This is a genomic window from Marinobacterium sedimentorum, assembly GCF_024267675.1.
In the GTDB taxonomy this organism is placed as follows: Bacteria; Pseudomonadota; Gammaproteobacteria; order Pseudomonadales; family Balneatricaceae; genus Marinobacterium_A; species Marinobacterium_A sedimentorum.
In genome coordinates this window covers 110,446-127,717 of record NZ_JALDYX010000007.1, presented here as the reverse complement: position 1 = coordinate 127,717, position 17,272 = coordinate 110,446, and the positions used below count along the sequence as shown (strand labels likewise).

Annotated in this window: 12 protein-coding genes and 1 pseudogene; 8 read left to right on the top strand and 5 right to left on the bottom strand. The window is 56.6% G+C overall.

All coding sequences use genetic code 11. From position 1 onward, the window contains the following. Positions 1-317: 317 nt before the first annotated feature. A complete protein-coding gene (locus MRS74_RS08810; protein WP_438362323.1) occupies positions 318-728 on the bottom strand; it encodes an XdhC family protein in 411 nt (136 codons plus the stop codon). A 127-nt stretch (positions 729-855) separates the two neighbouring features. On the opposite strand from MRS74_RS08810, the gene MRS74_RS08805 reads away from it, so the two are divergent. Genes MRS74_RS08805 through MRS74_RS08795 form a run of 3 tightly spaced genes read left to right on the top strand, consistent with a single transcriptional unit; the run spans position 856 to position 6,763 of the window. Then, the gene (locus MRS74_RS08805) at positions 856-3,243 is read left to right on the top strand and encodes a tellurite resistance TerB family protein (protein WP_254579909.1); all 2,388 of its coding nucleotides are present in this window, start codon (positions 856-858) and stop codon (positions 3,241-3,243) included. Then, complete coding sequence (locus MRS74_RS08800) at positions 3,243-4,565, top strand: ATP-binding protein (protein ID WP_254579908.1); 1,323 nt, start codon at positions 3,243-3,245, stop codon at positions 4,563-4,565. Before MRS74_RS08805 ends, MRS74_RS08800 begins: the two co-directional genes overlap by 1 nt. After that, positions 4,562-6,763, top strand: a complete 2,202-nt coding sequence (locus tag MRS74_RS08795; protein ID WP_254579907.1) for a DEAD/DEAH box helicase — start codon at positions 4,562-4,564, stop codon at positions 6,761-6,763. The genes MRS74_RS08800 and MRS74_RS08795 overlap by 4 nt, the downstream gene beginning before the upstream one ends. Before the next feature lie 195 nt (positions 6,764-6,958). Here the strand turns inward: MRS74_RS08795 and MRS74_RS08790 are convergent, their stop codons facing one another. The 3 genes and pseudogenes from MRS74_RS08790 to MRS74_RS08780 all read right to left on the bottom strand — a co-directional run. After that, positions 6,959-7,723 (bottom strand): ABC transporter permease, encoded by a 765-nt coding sequence (locus tag MRS74_RS08790; RefSeq protein WP_254579906.1) that lies wholly within the window; start codon positions 7,721-7,723, stop codon positions 6,959-6,961. Between the two features lie 24 nt (positions 7,724-7,747). Further along, a complete protein-coding gene (locus tag MRS74_RS08785; protein WP_254579905.1) occupies positions 7,748-8,725 on the bottom strand; it encodes an ABC transporter substrate-binding protein in 978 nt (325 codons plus the stop codon). 335 nt (positions 8,726-9,060) lie between these two features. Then, positions 9,061-9,580, bottom strand: a pseudogene (locus MRS74_RS08780) (ABC transporter ATP-binding protein); the annotation flags it as partial. A gap of 564 nt (positions 9,581-10,144) precedes the next feature. On the opposite strand from MRS74_RS08780, the gene MRS74_RS08775 reads away from it, so the two are divergent. The 3 genes from MRS74_RS08775 to MRS74_RS08765 all read left to right on the top strand — a co-directional run bounded on the left by MRS74_RS08775 (position 10,145) and on the right by MRS74_RS08765 (position 13,003). After that, on the top strand, positions 10,145-11,182 hold the full coding sequence (locus tag MRS74_RS08775) for a porin (protein WP_254579903.1): 1,038 nt from the start codon (positions 10,145-10,147) through the stop codon (positions 11,180-11,182). Positions 11,183-11,370: 188 nt separating this feature from the next. Further along, entirely contained in the window at positions 11,371-11,859 is a 489-nt protein-coding gene (locus MRS74_RS08770) for a DUF302 domain-containing protein (protein WP_254579902.1), read from the top strand. Beyond that, on the top strand, positions 11,822-13,003 hold the full coding sequence (locus MRS74_RS08765; RefSeq protein WP_254579901.1) for a YeeE/YedE family protein: 1,182 nt from the start codon (positions 11,822-11,824) through the stop codon (positions 13,001-13,003). Before MRS74_RS08770 ends, MRS74_RS08765 begins: the two co-directional genes overlap by 38 nt. Positions 13,004-13,017: 14 nt before the next feature. Here the strand turns inward: MRS74_RS08765 and MRS74_RS08760 are convergent, their stop codons facing one another. Beyond that, complete coding sequence (locus tag MRS74_RS08760) at positions 13,018-13,944, bottom strand: LysR family transcriptional regulator (protein WP_254579900.1); 927 nt, start codon at positions 13,942-13,944, stop codon at positions 13,018-13,020. 181 nt (positions 13,945-14,125) lie between these two features. On the opposite strand from MRS74_RS08760, the gene aptA reads away from it, so the two are divergent. Both aptA and MRS74_RS08750 read left to right on the top strand, forming a co-directional pair. Beyond that, positions 14,126-15,469: an omega-aminotransferase AptA gene (gene aptA, locus MRS74_RS08755; protein ID WP_254579899.1), complete on the top strand. Its 1,344-nt coding sequence runs from the start codon at positions 14,126-14,128 to the stop codon at positions 15,467-15,469. Between the two features lie 37 nt (positions 15,470-15,506). Then, positions 15,507-16,997 carry a CoA-acylating methylmalonate-semialdehyde dehydrogenase gene (locus MRS74_RS08750; RefSeq protein ID WP_254579898.1) on the top strand — a complete coding sequence of 497 codons (1,491 nt, stop codon included), beginning with the start codon at positions 15,507-15,509 and terminating at the stop codon, positions 16,995-16,997. Positions 16,998-17,272 lie beyond the last annotated feature (275 nt).

The window sequence follows — 17,272 nt, the reverse complement described above, 5'->3', positions numbered from 1 at the left end:
ATAACGTAGACCCTGTGAACCATATGGTCTACGCAAAGGGGGCCATATAAGAAATAATATAGGAGCACCAAATCGCACTATGGTATGGCTCCACTAAGGCGTTAGAAGTGCATATCGAGGTCGACGATCCGGGTGTGCTGATGGACGCCGACCGGCCCGAGGATCTGGAAGCGCTGCGCGAACGCTATTGGCTGTTGCGGCACGCCTGATGTCATAGGTGTGTTGCAGGAGCGCCCTTTGGTCGCGAATAGCTACCAGGCTGCAATCCCCTGTTCGCGGCGCAAGCCGCTCCTACGCATCATCAGCCGCCGGCGCGTTCAGAGCTTCCCGTTGAAGGTCCCGAGAATATCGGCCATCGCCGACAGCGCGATTTGCGCCGGCGTTTTGCTGCCCAGATCCATGCCGATGGGCATACGGATTCGGGCGATCTGCTGGGGCGAAAGGCCGCCCGATCGGGCCAGCCGTTCGGCGCGGTTTTTTGATGTGCGCTTCGAACCCATGACGCCTATATAGAAGGCGGGTGTACGCACCGCTTCCATCATTGCCAGGTCATCGATACGCGGGTCGTGGGTCAGGGCGATGATGGCCGTGGCGCCATGACAACCTTCGCGGGCATCTTTTCGGATGGGCAGTTGTGTACCGAGTGTGCCCGCTGAACTCGAAATCCTTGGAGTACTCCCGTCCGAGGGGCGCGAATGCTGATCTCGTCGCTGAGTGCCGAGGTACATTAAGCTCTCTCTGGCCCAATAATGTTGTGTTGACCCTCACAAAAGTCCTCTACATTAAAGAGGGTTCTTTGAGGGTATCAGGGCTGCATGTGCCACGATTTTTTTTCAATTCGGGAGATCGCTATTAATGGAATGGATCGTTGGAGCAGTCATTCTCTATTTTCTAATCAAACTTGGTGCGTCCAGCAGCAAGAAGAAAGCCCAGGCAACTACGAAGTCGCCAATGTCCAAGAAGGCATCAGGGAACAGTCTTTCACCTTCGATTACGGTTACCGTTTCAACTCGTTCGGGTAGTCGCTCGCAGGAACAGTCCTACGACATGCAGAGCGACTTTCGGCTGACGAATTCCTTTGATCAGGATATCAATGAGCCGGTGGCGGGTCGCTGGGTACCACTGGGTGAAAGCGTCTCGGTTGGCGATTCGCTGATCACACTCGGCGGTTTCTACTTGCGCGACAGTAATACAATTAGGGGTAACAAGGATGAGCCATCACTGGTGGATGCCACCCTGGGTGTGACCTCGTCTACGTACCTTTATGAAGATCCGGGAGTCGGGTATTACCCGCGCTTCCGGGAGCTAAGTCCTCGCGGCATGGGTGCCTATTTGGGCTGGCTGGCCAGCTCTCGGGATGATTCCAAGACACCGATTACCTATGTGTTCCTTTACTTCTATGGCATTGAGAGGCGCTTTCTTGTCGATCACCTTCAAGCTGGTCAGGCTCTGGATAAAAGTGAACTTCGAGCCTTGTTCAAAGAGTTGAACCGGCTCAAAAGTGTTTTCTTTCAGAACCAATCCTTTAAAGGCTACGCAACTCGGCTAATGGACCTGATGATCCTGCTGCATCCGGATCTGTTCCTGAATATCAAGCAACCCTTCATTAGTGGCCGTAACTCGCTGAGTCTGCGTTATCAGATCGGTCTGTGCGCTCGAATGGGGGCGCCTGTAGGCCCCGCGCTGGCCTACGGCTGGATTCGCTATCATCCTGAGTATTCCATCAAAATGCCCGCGAGGCGTTGCGATGAGGCTTTCAAAAAGCTGTTCAAGTTGCGTTATAAGGAAAAGTACGGCGCCGGAATCAAGGTTCAACCCAACAAACGTAGACTTGAACTGCGCTATCGGCCGGCTAGCGTGTCACTTCTTTATGCTGATCTAAGCCTTCCAGAGTTGGACGTACCGGACCCCTTTGAGCTTGTCGGCCCGATGCGCAAGCTCTCGGAGGTTGCTGATGCCGTCACCGAAGAGCTGGTTCCGCTCAGCCGCTATCTGGGAAAAGAAGGCAACCGGCCCGATGACATCGAGGCCTCGCTGCTCATCCCGAAACAGCTATTAAATGACAAGTTGCCCCCAGTTCTGAGCAAATTTGCCAAGGCACTTAAGCAGCATATCGATACCCGTAACGAGATGTACCCGGTGGCAAAGCTCTGGGAGCTGCTGGGCAAACCTGCGCCAGCCAAGATCAATAAGGCGGAGGTTGACTTGCTGACCCGCACACTGGACAACCTGGATATTGGTTTTGCTCCAGACCCACGGGTGCACCATATCAAACCGGACTCCAAGGGAACGGTTGCCCTGTTCAGACAAACCCACTCAGATAAAGAGGCGATCACATCGTCGTTACTCGAATATGCGACTGTGGTGCGTCTGGGCACCATGATCGCTGCACAGAGCGGAACAGAAGGGCAGGAAGCCAAAGCCCTCAAGCAGGTGATTGATTCCAATATTCATCTCAGCGCCCCTGACAAGTCTTCTCTGCATGCCTACCTGCGTTGGAGCATGCAAGCACCAATCAATATGAATGGCATCAAGAAGCGCGTCGGTGATATTGATCAGGAGCAGTGCACGGTTCTGAGTAAGCTATTGGTCGGTATCGCCATGGCGGATGGACACGCTTCTTCAGATGAAATCCGTCAGCTTGAGCGCATTTATACTGCATTGGGCCTCGATAAAACGATGGTTACCCGGGATATCCATGAGGTGTCCGGGTTCAGTATCAAACAGCGGGAGCAAGCTACTCAACCTGCACGATCTGTGACGCCGAAGATGCCGGCCGAATTTGCTCTGGATGAGGCTGTACTGGCGTTGCATGAGTCTGAAACCCGACACGCCCAATCCATGCTCAGCAAGATTTTTTCTGACGATAGCGCTGAAGAGGAAACTGACGACAATGCAGCAAGGGATGATCTGACTGCTAAGGCGTCGGCAGAGGTCGCTGAGCAGCTGACAGCGGATACTGAGGATGATGGAGGTGAGTTCGAGGGATTGGATCTTTTTTCGGGGCTAGATGAACCCCATGCCACGCTTCTGAATCAATTGCTTGCCAAGCCCCGCTGGGATCGTAATGAGGTGGAGTCCTTGGCCAAGGCACAAAGTTTGATGACCGATGGTGCTTTGGAAGTGCTCAATGACTGGTCATACGATCAGGTCGAAGAGCCTTTGATTGAAGACGGAGGCGATATCATCGAAATTGATCAAGATACTCTGAATGAGATCAACAGTATGAGGGGACAGGACTGATGACTATAAAACGGATTCGGCCGAAGGAACGGGAAGCGATCATTCAGTCTCTCCGATCCGGTGTCACACCGAAGGTGGGTATCCAGCATATTCAGGTTGGCAGAATTCATGAAATTAGTGCTTTGTACAAGGACATTGAGCGCATTTCTGAAGGAGGTTCAGCCTTCAGGTTGATCATCGGCGACTACGGTTCAGGCAAAACATTTTTTCTGAGCGTGGTACGTCAGATTGCGCTCGAAAAGAAGCTGGTTACCGTCAGCGCCGACCTCGCTCCGGAGCGGCGGATATATGCATCGGATGGTCAGGCCCGCAATCTTTACTCTGAACTCATGCGGAATCTGGCCACCCGTAACAAGCCTGAAGGTAATGCGCTAACCAGTGTGGTCGAACGTTTTGTGACTCAGGCACGCCAGACTGCCGACAGTGAAGGCAAGAATGTTGAAAGCGTCATTCAGTCCCGGCTCGCGGATCTTGCAGAGCTGGTTGGCGGCTATGATTTTGCCAAGGTAATCGAGGCTTACTGGCAGGGGTATGAGCAGGATAATGATGCCTTGAAAGCAGCAGCGATCCGCTGGTTGCGGGCTGAGTACAGTACTAAAACTGAAGCACGCGCGGATCTGGGTGTGCGCACCATTATCTCCGACCAGTCCTTCTATGATGCGCTCAAACTCATGAGCCTGTTTGTGCGCCAGGCGGGCTATGCGGGTCTGCTCGTTAACTTTGATGAACTGGTAAACCTCTACAAACTGAACAGCACTCAGGCGCGTACAACCAATTATGAGCAGATCCTGCGTATCCTCAATGACTGCTTGCAGGGGTCGGCCGAGCATCTGGGCTTTCTGCTTGGTGGTACCCCGGAGTTTCTGCTAGACCCTCGGCGCGGGCTCTATAGTTATGAAGCACTCCAGTCACGTTTGGCCGGCAACAGCTTTGCTGAGCAAGCAGGGGTTGTGGATTACTCGTCGCCGGCCCTGCATTTGGCCAGTTTGACGCCAGAAGAACTCTACATTCTGCTGAAAAATCTGCGTCATGTGTTTGCTGGCGGGGATCCCGAAAAGCACTTGGTGGACGATAAGGCGCTAGTGGCATTCCTCCGGCACTGCAGTAAGACCATTGGTGAGGCCTATTTTCGCACGCCACGTAATACCATCAAGGCATTCCTGGATTTGCTGGCGGTACTCGAGCAGAACGAGCATCTGGAGTGGCAGAACCTGCTAGGCAACCTGCAACTTGAGCCTGATTTGCCAAGCGGGATGCTCGAATCGGGTGGTGAAGATGGCAGTGCTGATGAAGCGGATGGGTTGGTCTCCTTTAAATTATGATGGCTCCCGAGAAGCGCTTATCACCGGCCGTTCAGCGCTGGATCTTCAAGCAGGGCTGGAGTGCATTGCGCGATGTGCAGGTTGCCGCTATCCAACCGGTTATGGCCGGTGATCGCGATTTAGTGATCAGTGCCGCTACCGCAGCCGGCAAGACTGAAGCGTTCTTTTTGCCGGCATGCAGCGCCGTGGATCCCGACACTGAGGGGTTCTCGATCCTTTACATCAGCCCCCTCAAAGCTCTGATCAATGACCAGTATCGTCGGCTCGAAAGCCTGTGTGAGCTGACCGGACTTTCTTTGGTGCCATGGCATGGAGATGTGTCTCAATCGGTGAAACAGAAGGCCCGCAAGAAACCGCATGGGATACTGCTGATTACACCGGAGTCCCTTGAGGCCATGCTGATACGCCGTGTTGGGTGGATGCAGAGTGCCTTTGCCAGCCTGCGCTACTGTGTGATCGATGAGTTTCATGCCTTTATCGGTACAGAACGGGGGCAGCAGCTAATCTCCCTGCTGGATAGGCTACAGGCGATCATTCCAAAACCAGTACCACGTATAGCGCTAAGCGCTACTCTGGGCGATCTAAAAGGGGTGGGCCAGGCTCTGCGTCCTGGTGGTGGGCTTGAAAGTACCCTGGTTGACGCTAAGGGCGCGCAGACAGAGCTGTGCTTCCAGCTTCGGGGGTATATGGATCCTGATTTGGGTGGGGCAAAGCAGATTACCGAAGAGCAACTCGCGTCATTGGCGAATACCCGAATACAAAAAGACCTGTATAGGTTTTGTCGGGGCGGGTTTCATCTGATTTTTGCAAACAGCCGGGGAAAGACTGAGTTGCTGGCTTCATCACTCAGGGAGTTGAGCGAGCATGCACATGTCCCCAACGAGTTTTTCCCCCACCACGGGTCGCTTGCCAAAGAGCTTCGGCAGTCGCTGGAAAAGCGTATGCAGGTGGGCAAGTTTCCGACGTCAGCTATTTGTACCATGACGCTCGAGTTGGGGATTGATATTGGCAAAGTTGACTCGGTAGTGCAGGTAGGTGTCCCGCATTCGGTATCCAGCCTGCGTCAGCGTCTGGGACGCTCCGGCCGGCGCGGCTCGTCGGCTACATTGCGCATGCTGATTCAGGAAAAACAGCTTACCCCAAAATCATCGATGCATGATCGGCTTAGACTCGAACTCTTTCAGTCGATCGCAATGATACGGCTGTTACTGCTTGAACGCTGGTATGAGCCGCCAGACAATGCCCAGTACCACTTTTCCACACTACTGCACCAGATTCTTGCACTGATAGCGCAATGGGGCGGCGTTCGTGCTGATCAGCTTTACCGGCAATTATGCCAGAAGGGACCATTCAAAAAAGTATCGGTCGAGACGTTTACACTGCTTTTGCGTCATATGGGTGAAACATTTCTAATTAGCCAGATGGGGAACGGGGAGCTGGTGCTGGGCTTATTGGGCGAGGAGATAGTCAATGACTATACGTTTTATGCTGCCTTCAACACCCCTGATGAGTTTCGGCTAATTGAACAGAATCGAACGTTGGGAACTATCTCTATGGATAATCCCATCATACCCGGCCAGCTGATTATTTTTGCCGGAAAACGATGGTGCGTTTTGACGGTAGACGATGAAAAACTCTGTATCTATGTGGCCCGAGCTAGCGGAGGAAAACCACCTCGTTTTGACGGAAATAGCGCATCAGTTCACAAACGTATCCATGAGGAAATGTACAGGCTTTACTGTGACGAGCGCTATGCAATACCGGCTGGCGATGGGGAGATCGACTACCTGAACGAGGAGGCCAGACAGTTGTTCCAGGAAGGCATTCGGGAATTTCAGAACCGATCCCTTGAAGGCCTGCCGATCCTTGAAGAGAACGGTGCCGTATACCTCTTTCCCTGGAGTGGCGATAAAGTGTGCTTCACTCTGTTTGCCTTGCTCATAAGCCAATACAAAATCGAAGATGTGGATGCTGGTTCGGGTGTCGTTGAAGTTCTTAATACCTCAGCATCACAAGTAGTCGATGTACTCAGATCAACACTGAATGAGCCTATGACCGGAGCTGATTTGGCAAAGAGGGTCCCCAAAAGGCCGAAAGAGAAGTTTGATCACCTGCTACCCGATGAACTTCTGGAAACTGGATTTGGTGCCAGGTTCTTTGACATCGATGAAACAAAATCATGGATACGAACCCTTTGATTTCAATCACCCCGACGAAAGTCGCTGAAGCTGCAGTGCAGGATTAGTTTGAAAAGCCTGTGTCCATTTTGATGAAGTTATGGGTAATGGGACAGGGGAAATCTATATGTCCACAAGCTTAGCAGTGCCACAGGGCAGCAGAAGCAGGCGGAATCGAAAGCGACCGGCGCGGAGCCGGTCGGGAGACAGAGTAAACTAGTGATGCTCAGCTCTGGGAATGTAGTGCAGGATACGGTTTTCCGCCCAGACCACCACGCTGTAGAGCAGGATGCCGATGATGGTCAGCAGGCCGATGGCATTGAACACCATGGCGGCGTTGGCCTGGCCTTCGCCATAGGAAATCAGGAAGCCGAGCCCGGTATTGCCGCCGACCATTTCACCCACCGTCACACCTATGACCGCCAGCGTTGCGCAGATGCGCAGCCCCGCCAGCAGGTTGGGCAGCGATGAGGGCAGTTCTATCTTCATGAAGATCTGGAAGCGGTTCAGGTTGTAGGCCCGCGCCAGGTTGATCATGTCGCGGTCGATGGTTTTCATCGACTGCAGCACGTTCACCAGAATCGGGAAGAACACGATCAGTATGGTCACCAGCAGCTTGGGCCAGGCGGTGTAGCCGAACCACATGATAAACAGCGGTGCGAAGGCCACCTTGGGGGCGATCTGCAGCGCCAGGATATAGGGTGACACCACCTGTTCGAGAAAGGGTGATGAGCCCAGTATAAAGCCCAGCACGGCGCCCAGGGCACTGCCGATAAGGAAGCCCAGCAGTGTCATCTGGAAGGTCGACAGCGTATGCCGCAACAGCCCTTCCGTCTGGTACATACGCACCAGTTCTTTCATTGTCTCGCTAAAGGTTGGAATGATATAGGCCGGGATATCCAGCAGGGTGGGCAGAAATTCCCAGCCTATGACCATCAGTACCGCCACCATCAGGGTGGCGCTTGCGTAGTTCTTGTTCATGTGAGCCGGACCTCGTGAAGGGTTTCAGTCCTGTACGAACTGATTGGTGTAGGTATCTTCGATGGGTACCGCGGTACGCACTATGTCGTTGCTCAGGTAGAAATCCTGTACGGTTTTGAGCCGGGCCGGGTCGAACTGACCCAGCTGCAGGGGCGCCTGGGTCGGATACACCAGCTGGGTGTAGCGGGTCAGGATATCGGTAATCTGCGCTTCTTCACCCTGGTGGCTGGGGACGGCGGCGATATAGTCGGCCGTCGCCTGTTGCGGGCTGGCCTGAATTTCCCGCACCGCCTTCAGGGTTGCATTGACGAAGCGCTGCACGGCCTGCGGCCGTTTTTCGATGGTGTCGTCGGAGGCAAACATGGCCTGGGCCATGGCCGGGAAGATATCGTTGATATTCCACACATCAAGCTCGATACCGGCACCCTGTACCGCGGCGACCCATTCAGGCACGCCGGACATGGCCTGGATATCGCCGGAGATCATCAGCTTGATGATGCCGCCCGGGCCCAGCGCCTGCACCGAGGCATCGTTCTGGGACAGACCGGCACTGGCGAGTACCGCCAGCAGGTTGTAGTAGGTGGTGTCCTTGAATGACAACACGCCTATGGCCTTGCCTCTGAGATCCTCTGGCGACTGGATATTGGCATCGCGGCGCACGGCGATCTGAGTCAGGGCCTGGCCGCCGAGCAGTGCGACACCCTTGACCTTCAGGCCATTGGCGCGGGTCACGATGGGGGTATCACCGATACCACCGCCCATATCGGCGTTGCCCACGGCGACCTGTTTGGCGACATCGGCGCCGCCCTTGCCGATCTGAAAGCTCACATCCAGCCCTTCGTCGGCGTAGTAGCCCTTGTGCTTGGCTATCTGAAAGGGGGCAAAGGCCGGCAAGGTATCGGGCGCCGGAAACAGGTAGGTTATTTTTTCGGCTGCGAAGGCGGATTGCATGGGCAGTGTGGCCGCCAGGACGACGGCGGCTATTTTCAGTGTCTTGATCATGGGGCACCTTTTTATTGTTAAGGCCATGGAGGGCCTGTATGCAGAAAATGCAGGAGCAATTTTCTGCTAGAGCGTTCTGGCTTCGAGTTTCAGCAGCTCGAACAGCCGGCTGATGTATTCGGAGGCCTTGGGGGACTTGCGCCGCGCGAGCAGATTTCCGCGATCCGGCAACTCCACGATAATTTCCTCAATCACCGTGGCCGGGCGTTCGCTCAGCACCAGGATGCGATCGGCCATGAACACGGCTTCCGACAGGTCGTGGGTGATCAGCAGGGTGGTGACGCCGGTGCTCTGGATGGTCTCGCCGAAGTTCTGCTGCAGTAGGAGTTTGGTCTGGGCATCCAGTGCCGAGAAGGGTTCGTCGAGCAGGATGATGTCGGGGTTGATGGCCAGGGTGCGCGCCAGCGCCGCGCGCTGGCGCATGCCGCCGGACAGCTGATAGGGATAATGGTTGGCGAAGTCTTCCAGGTGGCAGCGTTTGAGCTCACTGAGGGCGACGTCACGGCGTTCGTCCTTGCCCATGCCACGGGCTTCGAGGCCGAACTCCACGTTGCCGACGATGGTGCGCCAGGGCAGCAACAGATCCTTTTGCAGCATGAAACCGACATGGGAATTGGGGTTGGTGACCTGCTGGCCACTGACATAGACCTCGCCACTGCTCGGCTGGTAGAGGCCGGCGGTCATGTTGAGGATGGTACTTTTGCCGCATCCGGAGGGGCCGACGATCGCCACAAACTCGCCCGGGCGGACGTTGAAATTGACATCATTGATCGCAACCTGGGTGTCGTTCGAGTTGGGCAGGCTGAAGCCCTTGGTTACGCCTCGAAATTCCAGAGCAGTCGTCAGGCTATTCATCATGTTGTACCACTTGACCCGTCGTTTAATTGTTGGAGTGCGGGGTGCTCAGTGGAGGGTGACGCCGCTAAGCCATGCACCTGTCCGTCAGTTCCGTCTCTGAGCGGGATCAGGGCCTATGCCCGGATCTTTCTGCCTTTCTCCGCTGCCCTGGCCGCAACTGCGGAGGACATCCTGGAGAAGTCGTTTGTTTATATTTGAATAATTATTTTGTATAAGAATAGCCACCTTTCGCCACGGGATGCAAGCCTTTGATACGCCGTCGGCTGCCGGGGGTCAGTTTAAGGCCTGATGGAAATCTCTTGTTTAAAGGTATAATTTCTTTAATAACAAATGTTTAAATTATTTTTCCGAGTGTGTTCTGGTTTGCTTTGTTCTTGGCCGGGGGCGGTGGCGGCTAGATGTAATTTTCAATCCAGTGTTAGTGCAGAGGCACCTGTAAGAAGAAATTTGTTTTTATATATGAAAAAAATGTTGACATTAGTGTCGTTGGTTTCTAGTGTTTTCGCCTGCAAATAAGTATTTCTCATATAAAACAAAAAAATAATCTGCAGAGGTTTACGAATGAATGTCTCCATCCTGGGTCTTGCACTGCTCTGTGCAGGAACATCTGCCGCGGTTGCCGCCCAGCCGGCAACGCCCACAATCTATGGTCAGCTCAGTGGCCGTGTGGCCCACTTCAGCGATACCAATTTTCTGGGGAATTCGGTGGACAGCACGCCCTACCTGTCCAAGGCCATACTGGGTGCGCGGGGATTCTATGTGTTATCGGATAGCGTGAAGCTGGCCTATCGGGTGGAAGCCGACTTTGCGCCGCTGGCAGAAGCGGATGGCACCCAAAGTATTTATTACGGTGCGCTGAATCAGCTCAAGAATGATGACGACGATATTTTCATCCGTTATGCCGGTGCCGCATTCATTACCGATTACGGTCTGTTTGCCTTTGGTGATGCCATGTCCGGCGTGTATGAGGAGTTTTATTCGGCGGTGGATCTGTTTGAGGTGAACACCCAGGACAGTACACCCAGCGCTGTGCCCAACGGTACCCGCATGTGGACCCAGACCAAATGGAGCAAGGATGGCCTGGTGTACAAGACGCCGGTGTGGAACAACTTTTACGCCAAGTTTGTGCTGGCCAGCATCAATAATGGCAGTGCAACCGATGACGACCTGAAGATCGTCCACGGCGTCTACAAGACCGATAACTTTATGCTTGGTCTCAACCTGTCGGTTTATGACAAGGAGCTGGTGGGTGTCAGTTCGGGTGAGTCGGACCGTGAGCGCTGGGTGCTGGCGTCCCATTACAAATTTGATAACTGGAAGCTGGCGGGGGTGTATGAGAGTAACCGCGATCTGGGTTCCGCCGGGGCCGATTTTGATGTGTATGCTGTGACGGGTACCTATACTGCGGGCAAGTTTGCCTATGCATTATCGTACCAGGACCGTGAACAGCCCAGCGCCGGGGCCTTGCAGCAGGACAGCGCCGTCATAGCGCAGCTGAAGTACCGCCATGATGAGCGGCTGGATCTGTGGGCCGAGGCGGGCAGCTATGATGAATCGGACAATGACAATCTGGCGGTCGGCCTGAACATTTATTTTTAGGTTCGCCGCATAAGGATTTCCCCTTTGATGTTCTTGCCCAGGTCTTGTGCCTGGGCTTTTTCAGTTCTGGCTCAGCTTCGTCTTCTAGAGTACAGGTGCATTCTTGATGGTGCTTTTTCCCGGCGCTGGTCGATGCTTGTACCTGGTGATTTACAGTCGATGCCCTTCAAAACGATGGAGACAGTCTGATGACCCGGACCCTTTTTTCCCTGTTTAACCTGCAACGCAGCCTGCGGCTGGCCGCAGTCTGGATGATATTGAGTCTGCCATCGCTGCAGGCCCAGGCTGCCGACGAGGTGCGCCGTATCGACAGCGCCCAGAGCTTTGCGCAGCTGCATGAGCGCCTGGCGGCGGCGGTGGTGGCGAACAAGATGCTGGTGGTCACCCAGGCCAGTGCCAGCCAGGGCGCGGCCTCACGCGGGGTCAGTATTCCTGGCAACCTGGTTGTGGGGGTTTATCGCAACGACTATGCCGTGCGCATGCTGGATGCCAGTATCGCCGCGGGTATCGAAGCGCCGTTGCGCTTTTACCTGACCGAAAATGCCGATGGCAGCACCAGTCTGAGCTGGGCGACACCGAGCAGCACCTTTGCCCCTTACGCCAGCCCCGCGCTGGATGAAATGGCGCGGGAGCTGGACGATGTCTTTGCTGCCATCGCCCGTGATGCCACTGAATAAGCCGAATCCGGTTTTGCCATTGTTGCCGGCAGCCAGACTGCGCTGGGCGGCGGGCTGGATTTTGCTTGTTGCAGGCCTTGGCTTGGCTGCGTTCGGCGCCAGTGGTGGGCGTCACCTGGCGCTCTTTGGCGTCAGTCTGCTGATGGGGGCGGTGCTGGTGCTGACCGAAATCGGCTTTACCGCCAGCCTGCGCCGTTTCGTGCTGGAGTTTGATACCCGCGCGCTGCGTGCACCGCTTGCGCTGATTGGCCTGACGACCCTGGCGTTTGCGCCGCTGCTGTCCCTGGGTGAAGTCTTCGGCCAGGCCCTGGGGGGCTCGGGCGCGCCCGTCGGGGTGCAGGTGGCGGCAGGTGCCTTGCTGTTTGGGGTAGGCATGCAGCTCGGCGGTGGTTGTGGTTCCGGCACCCTCTATAGCCTGGGTGCTGGCAATGGCCGCATGCTGCTGGTGATTGCGACCTTTTGTGCCGGCTCCTTTCTGGCCAGTCTGCAGATGGGCTGGTGGCAGAGTCTGCCGGGCATAAACGCGGTGGTGCTGGGTCAGGTGCTGGGCTGGTGGCCGGCAGCAGCGCTGCAACTGATCCTGATCGCCGCACTCTGGTGGCTCGCGGGCCTGCGCCCTGCCGTGGCCAGGCATTCCCGCGCAGTCTGGCCCTTGTGGGTCGGCGCCACGGCGCTGGCGTTACTGAACATGGCGACCCTGGCGCTGGCCGGCCATCCCTGGAGCATCACCTGGGCCTATGCGCTCGGGGGTGCCAAGGTCGCCACGCTGCTGGGCTGGAATCCGGCCAGCTCGGCATTCTGGCAGGCGCCCTTTCAGTCCGCCGCCCTGGCGAATGACCTGCTGCAGGATGTGACCTCCCTGATGGATATCGGCCTGGTGCTCGGGGCCCTGGGTGCAGCGCTTGCGGCGGGGCGCTGGGCCTGGCGCTGGGATCTCAGGCCAGGCGCCATCATAGCGGCCATGCTCGGTGGCCTGCTGATGGGCTACGGTGCGCGCATTGCCTTTGGCTGCACCATAGGTGCCCTGGTCTCGGGCATTGCCTCCACCAGCCTGCATGGCTGGCTCTGGTTTGCGGCTGTGCTGCCCGGGGTCTGGCTGGGCGCACGCTTGCGGCCGTTCTTTTTCGGCCCTGGGATACAGTAAAGCAGGGCTGGCTGCTAGGCAGTTTCTGCCTGTATCAGCTGATCCAGCTCTTCCAGATAACTTTCCAGCACCAGATTCGAGGGTGCGCCCTTGCGGGTGATGGCGCTGTACTGGGTGATATAGCGGTATTGCGTCGGGTTCAAGGCCCGCATCAGGCCGTCGCGTATCCAGCGTTCAGCGTAGTGGGTCGGCAGAAAACCGATGTACTGGCCGGTGAGAATCAGAAAGGCGATGCCTTCGCGGTCGGTGGCGGAAGCTGCGGCCTTGAGTGGCTCGTGCAGGGTTTTAACCTGGGCCGTCTGGGCGTAGGCGGGCAGTACGGCATCGCAGGACGCCAGTTGTTTGGCGCTGATGCTGGCGGCATCGAAAAGTGCATGCTGGTAGCTGCAGTAGAGCAGTGATTCTTCTTCATAGAGCAGGCGGTAATGCAGCCCCGGTAGCGTTTTCAACGCCGGGATCACGCCTGTGTGCAGGCGACCGTCCAGTACGCCGAGTTCGATTTCGGTGGGGGGAATCATGCGGATATTGATGCGGATGTCGCCGCGCAGCTTGAGCGCGTTCAGGGCATTGGTAATGTGCATTTTCGGCATGGTGACCAGGTTGTCGGTGATGCCGATATTCAGCTCGCCCTTGAGCTGGGCATGCAGGCCGTTGACCCGGGTGCGAAAGCCCTCAATCGCCGCCAGCAGCTGCAGTGTGGCCTCGTATACCTCGCTGCCTTCCTCTGTCAGGGAAAAACCGCTGCGCCCGCGCTGACACAGGCGCAGTGCCAGGCGGCTTTCAAGGTCATTCATGGCGATGCTGATGGCCGCCCGGCTGATATTCAGCTCCACTTCGGCGGCGGAAAAGCCGCCGCACTCCACCACCTTGCGATAGATGCGCAGCAGGCGCAGGTCGGTATCACTCAGCTGGCCGGGCAGCACGGGCTTGCGGGGCTTCATGGCGCAACTCCTTGATTCTTTTGGCTACCCTTAAGGGTACATCAAGGCCCGATTGTAAGTTAAGTAAACACTTGCCTAAAGATTAATATGTTTGTGTTTAATTTACAGTAGTGCTTCGGCACACTCGGTCTATACAGAGTCACCCACAGATCATCGCCGATTTAATAACAAGGGGTATGCCATGTCTGAACTGGATACTAGCAAAACCGCCGGGCTCAGCGCCGAGCAGCTCGATGCCTACTGGATGCCGTACACGGCCAACCGTCAGTTCAAGGCCGACCCGCGCATCATTGTTGGTGCCGAAGGTGCCTACTACAAGACGGCCGATGGCCGTCGCATCTTCGATGGCCTGTCGGGTCTGTGGACCTGCGGCGCCGGTCACAACAGGCCCGAGATCGCCGAGGCGGTCTCCAGGCAGCTGCGCGAACTCGACTATGCGCCGGCGTTTCAGCACGGCCACCCCAAGGCGTTTGAGCTGGCGCACCGCATCCGCGAGCTGACCCCCAAGGGGCTCGATTATGTGTTCTACACCGGTTCCGGTTCAGAGAGTGCCGATACCTCGCTGAAGATCGCCCGCGCTTACTGGCGCAAGAAGGGCAAGGCCAGCAAGACCAAGCTGATCGGCCGTGCCAAGGGCTACCACGGTGTTAACTTCGGCGGTATTAGCCTGGGCGGTATCGGTGCCAACCGGGCCCTGTTTGGCCAGGGCATCGATGCCGATCACCTGCCCCATACGCTGCTGAAGGAAAATGCCTTTACCCGTGGCATGCCGGAAGTGGGCGCCGACAAGGCCGAGGATCTGCTCGAGCTGATCGCGCTGCACGATGCCAGCAATATCGCGGCCGTGATCGTCGAGCCGATGGCGGGCTCCGCCGGCGTTATTCCGCCGCCTGTGGGCTACCTGAAACGCCTGCGCGAGATCTGCGATCAGCACGACATTCTGCTGATCTTTGACGAGGTCATTACCGGCTTTGGCCGCATGGGCTCCATGACAGGCGCCGAAGAATTCGGCGTGGTGCCGGACATCATGAACGTCGCCAAGCAGTTGACCAACGGCGCAGTACCTATGGGTGCGGTGATTTGCAAAGGTGAGATCTACCAGACCTTCATGGAGCAGGGCGGGCCTGAATACATGCTGGAACTGCCCCACGGCTATACCTACTCCGGTCACCCGGTAGCCTGTGCCGCGGCCCTGGCGTCGCTGGATATTCTGCAGAACGACAACCTGATCAACCGGGTTAAGGAAATGAGCCCGGTGTTCGAGAACGCGCTGCACAGCCTCAAGGGTACGCGCTATATCAGCGATATCCGCAACTACGGTCTGGCCGGTGCCCTGCAGATTGAAAGCTACCCCGGCGAGCCGGCGCGTCGGCCTTATGAAATTGCCATGAAGTGCTGGGAGAAGGGCTTCTACGTGCGTTACGGCGGCGACACCATCCAGCTGGGCCTGCCCTTTATCGTCGAGCCTGAAGAAATTGACCGGGTGATCAATGCCCTGGGCGATGCCTTCGCCGAACTCGACTGAACGACCGCGACTACAACACATTGACGGAGGCAACAGCATGAAAACCATCGGACATCTGATCAACGGTACCGCACACACAGGCTCCGGCCGCAGCCAGGACGTTTACAATCCCTCCACCGGTACGGTCGACAAGCAGGTTCTGCTGGCCAGCAAGGCCACGGTGGAAGAAGCCATAGCCGCGGCTCAGGCGGCCTTCCCGGCCTGGCGCAACACGCCGGCGCAAAAGCGCGCCCGCATCATGTTCCGGTTCAAGGAACTGCTGGAAGCCAATGCCGAAGAAATATGCCGCCTGATTGGCGAAGAACACGGCAAGATTTCCCACGACGCCATGGGCGAGCTGTCCCGCGGTATCGAGAACGTCGAGTACGCCTGTGGCGCACCTGAGCTGCTCAAGGGTGAGCACAGCAAGAATGTGGGCCCTGCAATCGATTCATGGAGCGAGTTCCAGCCCCTGGGTGTCGTTGCCGGCATCACGCCGTTCAACTTCCCGGCCATGGTACCGCTGTGGATGTACCCCATGGCCATCGTCTGCGGTAACACCTTCGTGCTCAAGCCGTCCGAGCGTGATCCGTCCTCCACGCTGTTTATCGCCGAACTGCTGATGGAAGCGGGCCTGCCCGCCGGCGTTATCAATGTGGTCAACGGTGACAAGGAAGCGGTGGACACCCTGTTGCAGGACAAGCGTGTGCAGGCGGTGAGCTTTGTCGGCTCCACGCCCATCGCCGAGTACATCTATACCCAGGCCAGCGCCAACGGCAAGCGTTGCCAGGCCCTGGGTGGCGCCAAGAACCACGCCATCGTTATGCCCGATGCCGATATGGATAACGCCGTCAGTGCCCTGACCGGCGCTGCTTTTGGCTCCTCCGGCGAGCGCTGCATGGCGCTGTCGGTCGCCGTTGCCGTGGGTGATGCCGCCGCCGATGCGCTGGTCAGCAAGATGAAGGCACAGATGCAGAGCCTCAAGGTTGGCGCCTTCAGCGACAGCAGCAATGACTTTGGTCCGGTCATCACCAAGGCGCACCAGGAAAAGGTGGTGGGCTTTATCAACAGTGCCCAGGAGCAGGGCGCCGAGATCGTCGTCGATGGCCGCGCGCCCAATGTGAGCGGCTATGAGAATGGCTTCTTCGTCGGTGGCACCCTGATCGACCGGGTGACCCCCGAGATGACCTGCTACCAGGAAGAAATCTTCGGCCCGGTGCTGCTGGTGGTGCGAGTCGATAGCATGCAGCAGGCGATGGATCTGATCGATGACCATGAGTACGGCAACGGTACCTGCATCTTTACCCGTGACGGTGAAGCGGCACGTTACTTCAGCGACAACATTCTGGTGGGCATGGTAGGCATTAACGTGCCACTGCCGGTACCTGTCGCTTACCACAGCTTCGGCGGCTGGAAGCGCTCCCTGTTCGGTGATCTGCATGCTTATGGCCCTGACGCGGTGCGATTCTACACCAAGCGCAAGACCATCACTCAGCGCTGGCCGTCGGCCGGTGTTCGTGAAGGTGCGCAGTTCGCTTTTCCGTCCTGAGGCTGGAATGAGTTGTAGCACGTTAGTTAAAGGATTTTAGCAGTGGCGTTTTCGGGCACGGCCTGGGCGGCTGCCAGATCAGATGTCCTGTATAGGCCCTTGAAAACACCGGAATTGAACCGGATCAGAGCAATCTGATCCGGTTTTCTTATATAAAGTATTCAGCGGCGCTGCCGATTGTTAATATCGCGTTACCAACGCAAGGCAAACCCTTGCGATTCTGATAAAAAACCTGCGAGCAGGTTTCACGCAGACAGTTGCCCTATCGAATAAAA